The following is a 12,744-nucleotide window of genomic DNA, read 5'->3' on the forward strand; positions in this document are numbered from 1 at the left end:
ATGCCTTCCCTGTGAGCCCTCACGGAGCCAATGTCTGTGGCCCCTCGTAGACTTGATCAGTGCCTATCGTCCCGGTTGCAACCCCAGGAAAACTCAGCGTTCGCGGTGCCCGCGTACACAATCTGAAGAACGTCGACATCGACATCCCACGCGACTCCCTCGTCGTGTTCACCGGCCTGTCCGGTTCGGGAAAGTCCAGTCTCGCGTTCGACACGATCTTCGCCGAAGGGCAGCGTCGCTACGTCGAGTCGCTGAGCGCATACGCGCGCCAGTTCCTCGGCCAGGTCGACCGGCCAGACGTCGACTTCATCGAGGGGCTCAGCCCCGCGGTGTCGATCGATCAGAAGTCGACCAACCGCAATCCGCGGTCGACGGTCGGCACGATCACCGAGATCTACGACTACATGCGTCTGCTCTGGGCGCGCATCGGCATTCCGCACTGCCCCGAGTGCGGTGAGCGCATCCAGCGACAGACCGTGCAGCAGATCGCCGACCAGCTGATGGAGCTGCCCGAGCGGACGCGCTACCAGATCGTCGCGCCCATCGTCTCTCAGAAGAAGGGCGAGTTCGTCGATCTGTTCCGCGAGCTGGGTGCCAAGGGATACTCCCGCGCGATCGTCGACGGAGACCTGATCCAGCTCGCCGAGCCGCCCACGCTGAAGAAGAGCTACAAGCACGACATCGCCGTGGTCGTCGATCGTCTGGTCGCGGCCGACGACATCCTCGGTCGTGTCACCGACTCGGTCGAGACCGCACTCGGACTCGCCGGCGGCGTCGTGCAGGTGAACTTCGTCGACGAAGAGGGCGACGACGCCTGGCAGTCGTTCTCCGAGAAGCTCGCGTGCCCGAACGGGCACGCGCTGTCCCTCACCGAGATCGAGCCGCGCACCTTCTCCTTCAACGCGCCGTTCGGCGCATGCCCCGCCTGCTCGGGGCTCGGCACGCGCATGTCGGTGGACATCGACCTGATGCTCGGTGACGAGGAGCTCTCCATCCGCGAGGGCGCGATCGTCCCCTGGACCACCCAGGGCAAGGGCCTCTTCCAGTACTACGAGCGCCTGCTCGAGGGCCTGGCCGACGACCTCAACTTCTCGCTCGACACCCCGTGGCAGGACCTCAGGGTCGACGTGCAGGACGCGATCCTCCGCGGTGACAACTACAAGGTCACGGTCAAGTTCAAGAACCGGTACGGGCGCGAGATGCGTTACGCGTCCGGCTTCGAGGGTGTCGTCCCCTACATCGAGCGGCAGTACGCGCAGGCCGAGTCCGACACGCAGCGCTCGCGCTGGGGCGAGTACCTCCGCGAGGTGCCGTGCCCCGTGTGCGACGGCAACCGTCTCAAGCCCGAGGTGCTCGCGGTGCAGGTGCACGGTCACTCGATCGCCGAGGTGTCGCACCTGAGCCTCGCCGATGCGCGCTCGTTCATGGAGACCCTCACTCTCACCGACCGCGAGGCGCAGATCGCGGCGCAGGTGCTGCGTGAGATCCGCTTGCGACTCGACTTCCTGCTGCAGGTCGGGCTCTCGTATCTCAACCTCAGCCGCTCGGCCGGATCGCTCTCGGGCGGCGAAGCACAGCGCATCCGCCTCGCGACACAGATCGGGTCGGGCCTCACCGGTGTGCTCTACGTGCTCGACGAGCCGTCGATCGGTCTGCACCAGCGCGACAACCGTCGACTGATCGACACCCTTCTGAAGCTCCGTGACCTCGGCAACACGCTCATCGTCGTCGAGCACGACGAAGAGACCATCGAGTCGGCTGACTGGGTCGTCGACATCGGGCCGGGCGCGGGAGTGAACGGCGGTGAGGTGGTGCATTCCGGTTCGTACGAGGCACTCCTGAACGAGCCGGACTCGATGACGGGACAGTATCTCTCCGGTCGTCGCGAGATCCCGACCCCTGCGAAGCGCCGCAAGCTCGACAAGAAGCGGATGCTCAGCGTCGTCGGTGCTCGCGAGAACAACCTGAAGAACGTCAGCGTGAACTTCCCGCTGGGTGTTCTGACGGCGGTCACCGGAGTGTCGGGATCGGGCAAGTCGTCGCTCGTCAACGACATCCTCTACCAGGTGCTCGCCTCGCGGCTCAACGGCGCCCGCACGGTTCCCGGAAAGCACACCCGAGTCTCGGGACTCGACAACCTCGACAAGGTCGTGCACGTCGACCAGGCGCCGATCGGCCGCACGCCGCGCTCGAACCCGGCCACCTACACCGGCGTCTTCGATCGCATCCGCTCGCTCTTCAGCGAGACGCCGGAGGCGAAGGTCCGCGGCTACCAGCCGGGGCGCTTCAGCTTCAACGTCAAGGGCGGCCGCTGCGAGGCGTGCTCGGGCGACGGCACGATCAAGATCGAGATGAACTTCCTGCCGGACGTCTACGTCGACTGCGAGGTCTGCCACGGCAAGCGCTACAACCGCGACACGCTGTCGGTGCACTACAAGGGCAAGAACATCGCCGAGGTCCTCGAGATGCCGATCGCCGAGGCGGCGGAGTTCTTCGAGCCCATCCAGGCGATCCACCGTTACATGAAGACCCTCGTCGACGTGGGCCTCGGCTACGTGCGTCTCGGTCAGTCGGCGACGACACTGTCGGGCGGCGAGGCGCAGCGCGTCAAGCTCGCCACCGAGCTCCAGCGTCGCAGCAACGGCCGCAGCATCTATGTGCTCGACGAGCCGACCACGGGGTTGCACTTCGAAGACGTGCGCAAGCTCCTCGAGGTGCTGAACGGGCTCGTCGACAAGGGCAACACGGTGATCGTCATCGAGCACAACCTCGATGTGATCAAGTCCGCCGACTGGGTGATCGACCTCGGACCGGAGGGCGGTTCCGGTGGTGGTGAGATCCTGGCGACGGGCACCCCCGAGCAGATCGCGCGAGTCGAGGACAGTCACACGGGCCAGTTCCTCGCCGAGATCCTGGGTGAGGGGCGTTCTGCGCGGAAGGCCAGCTGATGGCCGACGTCCTGCCGTACAAGCCGCGGGCTGGTGAGATCCCCACCAACCCCGGCGTGTACCGATTCCGCGACGCCGATGGACGCGTGCTCTATGTCGGCAAGGCGAAGAACCTGCGTCAACGTCTGTCGAACTACTTCGCGCCGTTGCGCACGCTCCACGAGCGCACCAGACGGATGGTCACCACGGCGTCCTCCGTCGAATGGACGGTCGTCTCGACCGACGTGGACTCGTTGCAGCTCGAGTACATGTGGATCAAGGAGTTCGATCCGCCCTTCAACGTCCGCTACAAGGACGACAAGTCCTACCCGTTCATGGCCGTGACGCTGGGCGATGAGGCGCCGCGAGTGATCGTCACCCGCAACCGCAAGATCCCCGGTGCGCGCTACTTCGGTCCCTATCCGAAGGTCTGGGCGGTTCACGAGACGATCGACCTGATGGTCAAGGCGTTCCCGATCCGCACCTGCAGCGACTCCAGCTACAAGCGCGCGATGCAGACAGGGCGTCCGTGCTTTCCGGGGCAGATCGGCAAGTGCGGCGGGCCGTGCTCGATGACGGTCACCATCGAGGAGCACCGTGCGATGGTCGACGACTTCGTCGCATTCATGGCCGGAGGCGACGAGCGCTTCACCCGAGAGCTGACGAAGAGGATGCTGGCCGCCTCCGCTGCGATGGACTACGAGGCCGCCGCCAGATTCCGCGACAAGCTCACGGCGATCGAGGCGGTGCTGGGCAAGAGCGCGCTGGTCCTCGCGACCGACGAGGATGCCGACCTGTTCGGAATCGCGGAGGACGAGCTCGCCGCAGCGGTGCAGCACTTCGTGATCCGCGGCGGACGCGTCCGAGGCGTCCGCGCGATGACGATCGAGAAGGAGATCGACATCTCGACGGCCGACCTGGTCGACCAGGTGCTGCAGCGCGCGTACGGGGATGCCCAGGACGTGCCGCGGCGAATCATCGTGCCGACGCTGCCGGACGACGCGGCGGAGCTCGAGGTGTGGCTGCGCGAGCGGCGAGGCAAGAAGGTCGAGATCGCCGTCGCCCAGCGCGGTCAGCGCGCCGACCTCATGCGCACCGCGACACTCAACGCGCAGCAGGCGTTGATCCGCTACAAGACCCGTCGCACGAGCGACTACATCGCGCGCACGCAGGCTCTCACAGATCTTCAGGAGGCGCTGGGGATGTCGGAGGCGCCGTTGCGCATCGAGTGCTTCGACATCTCGCACCTCGGCGGCACGAACGTGGTGGCGTCGATGGTGGTCTTCGAAGACGGGCTGCCGCGAAAAGATCAGTATCGTTCGTTCAACATCGCCGAGACCACGGACGACACCGACTCGATGTACCAGGTGCTGCGACGTCGTCTCGCCTACCTCGATCGTCCCGAGGAAGCCGAAGTGCCCGCCGCAGCCGTGGGGGTCCCTGGAGAGTCGGAGGACGACCTCGACGAGGTCGTCGTCGAGGTCAAGCGCAAGCCCCGCTTCGCCTATCCGCCGCAGCTGCTGCTCGTCGATGGCGGGCAGCCGCAGGTCGAGGCGGCCGCGCGGGCACTCCGAGACGCCGGTCACACCGAGATCGCCGTGTGCGGCATCGCCAAGAGGCTCGAGGAGATCTGGCTCCCCGGGGATGACTTCCCGGTGATCCTGCCTCGCACCAGTGAGTCGCTCTACCTGCTCCAGCGACTGAGGGACGAAGCACACCGATTCGCGATCACGCACCAGCGCAAACGACGCAGGAACGACATCACGTCGATCCTCGCCGAGGTTCCCGGCCTCGGTGCGGCGCGGATAAAGGTCCTACTCAAGCACTTCGGATCCGTCACCGCACTGCGGTCTGCACCGCCCGAGGCGATCCAGGAGGTGCAGGGGATCGGGCCTGTGCTCGCCGAGAACATCCATACGCATCTCTCTTCTCGCTAGGCTGGGGGAGCGGGGGAGAAGGAGTAACCATGACTGACGGGGACAAAGGCGAGTTCCTCATCGTCACGGGCATGTCGGGCGCTGGACGCACGACGGTCGCGAACGCACTCGAGGACCTCGGCTGGTATGTCGTGGACAACCTGCCGCCGCAGATTCTCCGTCCATTGCTGGACCTCACCGACATGGGTGGCAACGCCTTGCCCAAGGTCGCCGCCGTGGTGGATGTCCGAGGACGCAACCTCTTCGACGATTTTCCCGGCGTGGCGCGGGCGTTGCGATCGCGCGGTTCGGTGCGCGTGCTGTTCCTGGATGCGTCCGACGACGTCCTCGTGCGTCGATTCGAGGCCGTCCGCAGGCCGCATCCGCTCCAGGGCGACGGCACCCTGCTCGACGGCATTCGCATCGAGCGCCTCCGCCTCGCGCCGATCCGCGAGTCGGCCGACCTCGTGGTCGACACCTCAGCGCTCAACATCCATCAGCTCGCCACGCAGGTGTCCGACCTGTTCTCCGAAGAGGGTGCAGCGCGGCACCGTGTGACGCTCATGAGCTTCGGGTTCAAGTACGGTCTTCCGACCGATGTCGACATCGTCGCGGACATGCGCTTCCTGCCCAATCCCTTCTGGAACGAAGAGCTCCGCGGCCTGACGGGACAGGACGAAGCGGTGAAGAACTACGTGCTCTCTCGTGAAGGCGCCGCAGAGTTCCTCGATTCCTACACGTCGGCGCTCACCCCGGTGCTCGAGGGGTATCAGCGCGAGAACAAGAGCCACTCGACGATCGCTATCGGCTGCACAGGCGGCAAGCACCGCTCGGTCGCCATGGTGGAGGAGCTTGCTCGTCGGCTCGCGTCCGTGCCCGGAGTGGCCGTCAACGTGCGTCATCGGGACCTCGGCAGGGAATAGCAGGAGCCTCCGTCAGAGTAGGCTGGAGGTTTGCGCCGCGATCCGGCGCGTGAGCGTAGAGGAGTGTCGTGGCACTAACCACCGACGTCAAGGCTGAGCTTGTCAGCATCCGTAATGCACCCCCGACGGTGCGTGTCGCGGAGGTCACCTCTATCCTCCGGTTCGCCGGCGGACTGCACTCCATCGCCGGGCGGGTCGCCGTCGAGGCGGAGGTGGATGCCGAGATCCTCGCGCAGCGTGTCGCGCGCGACCTCGCGGAGATCTACGGTGTTCGGCCCGAGATCGCCCAGGTGCAGTCGAGCACGGCCAACGACGGAGCGCGGTGGGCAGTGAGGGTGATCGCGTCGGGGGAGACCCTCGCACGCCAGACCGGTCTGCTCGACCAGCGCCGTCGCCCGGTCCGCGGACTTCCCAACCGTCTCACCACGGGCTCCCGCGCAGAGGTCGCCGGTCTGTGGCGCGGAGCGTTCCTCGCCGCGGGAACCCTGAGTGAACCAGGCCGCTCTGCCATGCTCGAGGTCGCCTGCCCGTCGTCTGAGGCTGCCATGGCGCTCGTCGGCGCCGCGCACCGCCTCGGAGTGGCTGCGAAAGCTCGCGAGGTGCGCGGCATGCCCCGCGTCGTCGTCCGCGAGGGCGAGGCCATCCGCACGATCCTCAGCGAGATGGGTGCACAGAAGACCGCTGTCGCCTGGGAGGAGATGCGCCAGCGCCGCGAGGTGCGCGCGGGTGTGAACCGTCTCGTGAACTTCGATGACGCCAACCTGCGTCGTTCCGCGCAGGCCGCTGTCGCCGCCTGCGCCCGCGTGGAGCGCGCTCTCGAGATCCTCGCCGACGAGGTGCCCGACCACCTCAAGGTCGCCGGTGAGCTGCGCCTCGCGCACCGAGACGCGAGCCTCGACGAGCTGGGTCACCACGCCGACCCGCCGATGACGAAGGATGCGGTCGCCGGCCGCATCCGCCGTCTTCTGGCCATGGCCGACAAGCGTGCGCAGCAGGAGGGCATCCCGGGCACCGAGGCCGCCGTGCCCGCCGGACTCGACGTCTGAGCCTGTCCATCGACATCAGCGAGGCGATCCCTGTCAAGGGGTCGCCTCGCTTCGTCATATGGGGGAAGGATCAGGGTCGGCGACACGTTGTCGTCACTAGGATGAGTTAAGTCCGCTCTACGCCGCACCTCGGCGGCGCAGAGGATCGGCAAGCGCCGCGGCGCGGCGCGGATTGGATGAAAGCGACATGGCGACCTACACGCTCCCCGACCTTCCCTACGACTTCGCAGCCCTCGAGCCGCACATCAGCGGCAAGATCATGGAGCTGCACCATGACAAGCACCACGCGACCTACGTCGCCGGCGCGAACACCGCCCTCGAGCAGCTCGCCGAGGCCCGTGACAGCGGCAACCTCGCCAACGTGAACAAGCTCGAGAAGGACCTCGCGTTCAACCTCGGCGGTCACGTCAACCACTCGATCTTCTGGACCAACCTCTCGCCGACCGGCGGCGGACAGCCCGAGGGCGAGCTCAAGGCAGCCATCGACGAGTTCTTCGGCTCGTTCGAGAAGTTCCAGGCGCACTTCACCGCGAACGCCCTCGGAATCCAGGGCTCCGGCTGGTCGGTGCTCAGCTGGGACTCGATCGGCCAGCGTCTGATCATCCAGCAGCTGTTCGACCAGCAGTCGAACACGGCGCAGGGCACCGTGCCGCTGTTCCAGCTCGACATGTGGGAGCACGCCTTCTACCTCGACTACCTCAACGTCAAGGCCGACTACGTCAAGGCCGCGTGGAACATCGCCAACTGGGAGAACGTCGCTCAGCGCTTCGAGGTCGCCCGCGAGAAGACGAACGGCCTGCTGGTACTGTCGTAATCGGGTCGCGTCCCGACGGGCCCAGTCTCGTCGGGACGCCATCTCAGCCAAAAACCCCCGCGCATCGCGTAAGCACTTTTGCTGCGCACAGCGCACGAGAAACAGGGAGACCTGAGTGTCTGTCAAGATCGGTATCAACGGCTTCGGCCGCATCGGACGCAACTACTTCCGCGCGGCTCTCGCGCAGGGAGCGGACATCGAGATCGTCGCGGTCAACGACCTCACCGACAACAAGACCCTTGCCCACCTTCTGAAGTACGACTCTGTGGGCGGCGTCCTCGACGCTGACATCAGCTTCGACGACGAGAGCATCACGGTCAACGGCAAGGCGATCAAGGCGTTCGCAGAGCGCGATCCCGCCAACCTTCCGTGGGGTGAGCTGGGCGTCGACATCGTCATCGAGTCGACCGGCTTCTTCACCAAGGCCGAGGCTGCCAAGAAGCACATCGATGCGGGCGCCAAGAAGGTGCTCATCTCAGCTCCCGGCACCGGTGTCGACGGCACCTTCGTCATGGGCGTGAACGAGGACACGTACAACCCGGAGACGGATCACATCATCTCCAACGCCTCCTGCACGACCAACTGCCTCGCGCCGCTGGCCCAGGTCTTCAACGACGCGTTCGGCATCGACCGCGGCTTCATGATGACCGCTCACGCCTACACCGCAGATCAGAACCTGCAGGACGGCCCGCACAGCGACCTGCGTCGTGCACGCGCCGCTGCGATCAACATCACCCCGGCCTCCACCGGTGCAGCCAAGGCGATCGGCGAGGTTCTGCCCGAGCTCCAGGGCAAGCTGAGCGGCTCGTCGTACCGCGTTCCGGTTCCCACCGGCTCGATCGTCGACCTGACGCTGATCACCGACCGCGAGAACCTCACGGTCGAGGAGGTAAACGAGGCCTACAAGAAGGCTGCTGCCGACGGTCGCCTCGCCGGCTTCCTGCAGTACAACGAAGACCAGATCGTCTCGAGCGACATCGTGCACAACCCGCACTCGTCGATCTTCGACGCGACCCTGACCAACGTCAGCGGCAACCTGGTCAAGGTCTCCAGCTGGTACGACAACGAGTGGGGCTACTCCAACCGTCTCGTCGACCTGACCGAGTACGTGGCCGAGCGTCTCTGAGACACCTCCCATGACTCTGCGCACCCTGGATTCACTGGGTTCGCTCGAGGGCAAGCGCGTCATCGTCCGTTGTGATCTCAACGTCCCCCTCCGGGACGGGATCATCACGGACGATGGCCGTGTCCGCGCCTCGTTGCCTACCCTCAACGCACTGATCAACGCGGGCGCCCGCGTCATCGTGTGCTCGCACCTCGGACGCCCCGACGGTGCGCCCGACCCGCAGTACAGCCTGGGGCCGGTCGCCCAGCGACTGTCCGAGCTGCTCGGCAAGCCGGTCGCGTTCGCACGCGACACCGTAGGCGAGTCGGCCCAGGAGGCCGTGGCCTCGCTCGAGGACGGCGACATCGTCGTCATCGAGAACCTGCGGTTCAACCCGGGGGAGACCTCGAAGGACGATGCCGAGCGCGGCGCCTTCGCGGCTCAGCTCGCAGAGCTCGGTGACGTGCTCGTCTCCGATGGATTCGGCGTCGTGCATCGCAAGCAGGCGAGCGTCTACGACCTCGCCGAGCTGCTGCCCTCCGCTGCCGGTCTGCTGATCGCGACAGAGCTCGACGTGCTCGACCGTCTCACCGAGAACCCCGAGCGCCCGTACGCGGTCGTGCTCGGCGGGTCGAAGGTGAGCGACAAGCTCGGCGTCATCTCGCACCTGCTGCCTCGCGTGGATCGCATCCTCGTCGGCGGCGGCATGCTGTTCACCTTCCTGAAGGCGCAGGGCCACGCCGTGGCCTCCAGCCTCCTCGAAGAGGATCAGCTCGAGACGGTGCGCGGCTACATCGCCGAGGCCGAGAAGCGCGGCGTGGAGCTCGTGCTCCCGACCGACGTGGTCGTCGCCTCCTCGTTCTCGGCGGATGCCGACCACGAGGTGACGGCTGCGGACGCGATCGAGGACACGGCGTTCGGCGCTGCCGGAATCGGCCTGGACATCGGTCCCGAGACTGCGGCGCGATTCGCGGAGGTCATCCGCGAATCGAAGACGGTGTTCTGGAACGGTCCGATGGGCGTGTTCGAGTTCCCGGCGTTCGCCGGCGGCACCAAGACCGTCGCGCAGGCGCTCACCGAGGTAGACGGCCTCAGCGTCGTCGGCGGCGGTGACTCGGCCGCGGCCGTGCGTCAGCTCGGCTTCGCCGACGACCAGTTCGGTCACATCTCGACCGGCGGCGGCGCCAGCCTCGAGTTCCTCGAGGGCAAGAAACTACCCGGCCTGGAGGTGCTCGGATGGGCCTGAACGCCCGTACCCCGCTGATCGCGGGAAACTGGAAGATGAACCTCGACCACCTGCAGGCGGTCGCGTTCGTGCAGAAGCTGCACTGGACTCTCAAGGATGCCAAGCACGAGGACGGATCGGTCGAGGTCGCGGTTTTCCCGCCCTTCACCGACATCCGCAGCGTGCAGACGCTGATCGACGCAGACAAGATCCCGTTCGCGCTGGGTGCGCAGGACCTCTCGGCACACGACTCCGGTGCGTACACCGGTGAGGTGTCGGGAGCGTTCCTGGCGAAGCTCGACGCGAAGTACGTCATCATCGGTCACTCCGAGCGCCGCGAATACCACGCGGAGTCGGACGACGTCGTGGCGGCCAAGACGAAGGCAGCGCTCAAGCACGGCCTCTCGCCGGTCATCTGCGTCGGCGAGACGGCCGAAGACCTGGAGAAGTTCGGCGCGAGCGCGGTTCCGGCCGGTCAGCTCGAGGTCGCTCTTCAGGGGCTCTCGAAGGATGCCGACATCGTTGTGGCGTACGAGCCCGTCTGGGCCATCGGCTCCGGACAGGCGGCCACGCCGCAGCAGGCACAGGATGTCTGTGCCGCGCTGCGCGCGGTGATCGCCAAGGTCCTCGGTGACGACGCTGCCGCGCGCACCCGGATCCTGTACGGCGGATCGGTCAAGGCGGCCAACATCGCCAGCTTCATGCGTGAGCCCGATGTCGACGGCGCACTGGTCGGAGGCGCGAGCCTCGTGGTCGACGAGTTCGCTGCGATCATCCGCTTCGAGAAGCACGTAGGCGTGTGAGTGTGGCGGGGCTCCGGCCCCGCCGCACCGTATACTTGACCGTTACCGGGGCAATCCTGCCCCAGCGAAAGGCTCTTCCTCGTGGAAATTCTCGAGTTCGTCCTGCAGGTGGTGCTGGGCATAACCAGCGTCCTGCTGACTCTCCTCATCCTCCTCCACAAGGGTCGCGGTGGCGGCCTCTCCGACATGTTCGGTGGCGGAATGACGTCGGCTGTCGGCTCGTCGGGTCTCGCTGAGCGCAATCTCAACCGCTTCACCGTGGTCCTCGCCCTGGCGTGGTTCGTGGCGATCGTGGCGCTCGGTCTCATCACGAAGTTCGAGGTGATCTGATGGCTACCGGCGGCAATGCGATCCGAGGAACCCGTGTCGGTTCCGGCCCCATGGGCGAGCAGGACCACGGCTACCACGCCGACCGCATCGCGGTCTCGTACTGGGACGGCCTCGGCAACGAGACGGTCCGCTACTTCGCCGCGGGACTCCCGGAAGAGGAGATCCCCGAGACGATCGACCACCCCCAGTCAGGTCTGCCGGCCGGACGAGACAAGGCGAACCCGCCCGCACTCGCGAAGCCGGAGCCGTACAAGACCCACCTCGCGTATGTGAAGGAGCGTCGCACCGACGCAGAAGCCGTCCAGCTTCTCGAAGACGCGCTCACCCAGCTCCGTGAGCGTCGAGGTCAGTGACCTCGATCTGAACTCATGACAGAAGCCGCCGCGATCCGATCGCGGCGGCTTCTCTCGTATCGAGCGGGCGTGCTCACCGGCATCCATACGCGGCGTCGATGTAGGACTGGGGCGGGTACCCGTAGGCCCAGACGCCGTTGGCGTCGTCGGTGAAGCCCATGCTGATCGCCCAGGCGGTGGCCCACTTCTCGATGCTGTCCTGGGTCGACGAGTCGTACATGTCCTCGCACTTCACGCTGATCGCATGGCCGACCTCGTGGGCGACGAGCGCTTTGCTGCGGTCGGCAGGCCACTGCTCCGCGACCGAGTTCGACAGTTCGATGGCCGCGCGATCGGGGTCGTCCCACCACCAGGTGGTGAGGCCTCCCATGCTGCCGTTGTAGCCGGCGTTGTTGACGATCTGATTCCAGTCGAACTCGAGCAGCACCCCGGGCGCGAGTGAGCGAGCGAAAGCCTCGATCTCCGTCCGTGCGGTCTGCAGGGGCCCGGCCTTCTCGGCGAGCTCGGCCTGTTCGGTCGCAACGACCTGCGCCGCTGCATCCTGCAGTGACACGAGTGTCTCGACGGCTGACGCGTCGAGGCGTTCTGTGCCGGATGCTCGCGATGCCGCGTCGCGCAGTGCGATCACTGCATCGTTCTTCGCCGAGAGATGTGCGGACTCGAATGCCGGTGCGGAATCGGCCGCAGAATGGAGGACGGCCGCGCCGGCCTCGGTCACGGACGTGCCGGCGGTGGTCAGCGGGGGCATCATGCTGTCGAGGTCGGCTGCCAGATCGTCGAGATCGCGCGTCTGCGCGGCCAGTTCGCCGGACGCCGCGAAGAGCTGCCAGAAGATGCCGGGTTTCTCATCTGCGGTCGGCAGGTCGTGGTCGAGAAGATCCTCCGCGGGAGTCACGACCTCGCGGGCATCGGTGGCGGCGGTCGACAGTGTTTCGCGGGCCGCTGGAGCGACGAGCACGCCGGAGTCGGTCTGCACGAGCAGGTCGGCGACGCCGAGGGTCGACGCGAGCGCGTCGAGCTCCTGCTGGAGTGCCTCTCCGGTGCTCGCGGTCGTGCCCAGGCTGGCGTCGAACTCGGTGCGAGCCTCGTCATAGCCGAGGCTGGCGGTGATCTGGAGAAGCCCCACCGTCACGGCGGCGACCGTCGCCGCGACCGCGCCCAGGATCAGCGTGGGGCGTCGCCTCCGCCTTCTCGGTGCCGCTTCCAGCACGCTGGCGAAGCGCGCAGGGAGCGCGTGCCCTCCGATCGCGGAGGAGGCCACATCGACGGGAGCAGGCATTCTGTGGAGACCTCCGTGGGGAA

The 12,744-nt window shown here is 66.5% G+C and carries 11 protein-coding genes; 10 read left to right on the plus strand and 1 reads right to left on the minus strand.

The genetic code is table 11. The features are described from left to right. The first annotated feature begins 59 nt into the window (after positions 1 to 59). The 10 genes from uvrA to OB895_RS00655 all read left to right on the plus strand — a co-directional run bounded on the left by uvrA (position 60) and on the right by OB895_RS00655 (position 11,442). Positions 60 to 2,948: an excinuclease ABC subunit UvrA gene (gene uvrA / locus OB895_RS00610; RefSeq protein ID WP_079113062.1), complete on the plus strand. Its 2,889-nt coding sequence runs from the start codon at positions 60 to 62 to the stop codon at positions 2,946 to 2,948. Next, positions 2,948 to 4,864, plus strand: a complete 1,917-nt coding sequence (uvrC, locus tag OB895_RS00615) for an excinuclease ABC subunit UvrC (protein ID WP_079113061.1) — start codon at positions 2,948 to 2,950, stop codon at positions 4,862 to 4,864. The genes uvrA and uvrC overlap by 1 nt, the downstream gene beginning before the upstream one ends. A 29-nt stretch (positions 4,865 to 4,893) precedes the next feature. Further along, complete coding sequence (rapZ, locus tag OB895_RS00620; RefSeq protein WP_056377245.1) at positions 4,894 to 5,766, plus strand: RNase adapter RapZ; 873 nt, start codon at positions 4,894 to 4,896, stop codon at positions 5,764 to 5,766. A 68-nt stretch (positions 5,767 to 5,834) separates the two neighbouring features. Continuing rightward, a complete protein-coding gene (gene whiA, locus OB895_RS00625; protein ID WP_042540784.1) occupies positions 5,835 to 6,812 on the plus strand; it encodes a DNA-binding protein WhiA in 978 nt (325 codons plus the stop codon). A gap of 187 nt (positions 6,813 to 6,999) precedes the next feature. Next, positions 7,000 to 7,626 (plus strand): superoxide dismutase, encoded by a 627-nt coding sequence (locus OB895_RS00630; RefSeq protein WP_042540783.1) that lies wholly within the window; start codon positions 7,000 to 7,002, stop codon positions 7,624 to 7,626. Between the two features lie 115 nt (positions 7,627 to 7,741). Beyond that, positions 7,742 to 8,752, plus strand: coding sequence for a type I glyceraldehyde-3-phosphate dehydrogenase (gene gap / locus OB895_RS00635; RefSeq protein WP_042540782.1), 1,011 nt, complete (start codon positions 7,742 to 7,744; stop codon positions 8,750 to 8,752). A 10-nt stretch (positions 8,753 to 8,762) separates the two neighbouring features. Next, the gene (locus OB895_RS00640; RefSeq protein ID WP_311878604.1) at positions 8,763 to 9,977 is read left to right on the plus strand and encodes a phosphoglycerate kinase; all 1,215 of its coding nucleotides are present in this window, start codon (positions 8,763 to 8,765) and stop codon (positions 9,975 to 9,977) included. Beyond that, positions 9,968 to 10,759 (plus strand): triose-phosphate isomerase, encoded by a 792-nt coding sequence (gene tpiA, locus OB895_RS00645; protein ID WP_309689425.1) that lies wholly within the window; start codon positions 9,968 to 9,970, stop codon positions 10,757 to 10,759. Before OB895_RS00640 ends, tpiA begins: the two co-directional genes overlap by 10 nt. Before the next feature lie 81 nt (positions 10,760 to 10,840). Then, positions 10,841 to 11,089: a preprotein translocase subunit SecG gene (secG, locus tag OB895_RS00650; RefSeq protein WP_042540779.1), complete on the plus strand. Its 249-nt coding sequence runs from the start codon at positions 10,841 to 10,843 to the stop codon at positions 11,087 to 11,089. After that, positions 11,089 to 11,442 (plus strand): RNA polymerase-binding protein RbpA, encoded by a 354-nt coding sequence (locus OB895_RS00655; protein ID WP_042540778.1) that lies wholly within the window; start codon positions 11,089 to 11,091, stop codon positions 11,440 to 11,442. Before secG ends, OB895_RS00655 begins: the two co-directional genes overlap by 1 nt. A 73-nt stretch (positions 11,443 to 11,515) precedes the next feature. Here OB895_RS00655 and OB895_RS00660 read toward each other — a convergent pair whose 3' ends face one another. Beyond that, a complete protein-coding gene (locus tag OB895_RS00660) occupies positions 11,516 to 12,721 on the minus strand; it encodes a hypothetical protein (RefSeq protein WP_311878609.1) in 1,206 nt (401 codons plus the stop codon). Between the last annotated feature and the right edge of the window lie 23 nt (positions 12,722 to 12,744).

The sequence above is a fragment of the Microbacterium forte genome (genome assembly GCF_031885415.1).
Classification (GTDB): Bacteria; Actinomycetota; Actinomycetes; order Actinomycetales; family Microbacteriaceae; genus Microbacterium; species Microbacterium forte.

Excerpts from the sequence above, each read along its gene's own strand:
- OB895_RS00630 (WP_042540783.1), top strand. The coding sequence starts at position 7,000 with ATGGCGACCTACACGCTCCCCGACCTTCCCTACGACTTCGCAGCCCTC.
- rapZ (WP_056377245.1), top strand. The coding sequence starts at position 4,894 with ATGACTGACGGGGACAAAGGCGAGTTCCTCATCGTCACGGGCATGTCG.
- tpiA (WP_309689425.1), top strand. The coding sequence starts at position 9,968 with ATGGGCCTGAACGCCCGTACCCCGCTGATCGCGGGAAACTGGAAGATG.
- OB895_RS00660 (WP_311878609.1), bottom strand. The coding sequence starts at position 12,721 with ATGCCTGCTCCCGTCGATGTGGCCTCCTCCGCGATCGGAGGGCACGCG.
- OB895_RS00640 (WP_311878604.1), top strand. The coding sequence starts at position 8,763 with ATGACTCTGCGCACCCTGGATTCACTGGGTTCGCTCGAGGGCAAGCGC.
- uvrC (WP_079113061.1), top strand. The coding sequence starts at position 2,948 with ATGGCCGACGTCCTGCCGTACAAGCCGCGGGCTGGTGAGATCCCCACC.
- OB895_RS00655 (WP_042540778.1), top strand. The coding sequence starts at position 11,089 with ATGGCTACCGGCGGCAATGCGATCCGAGGAACCCGTGTCGGTTCCGGC.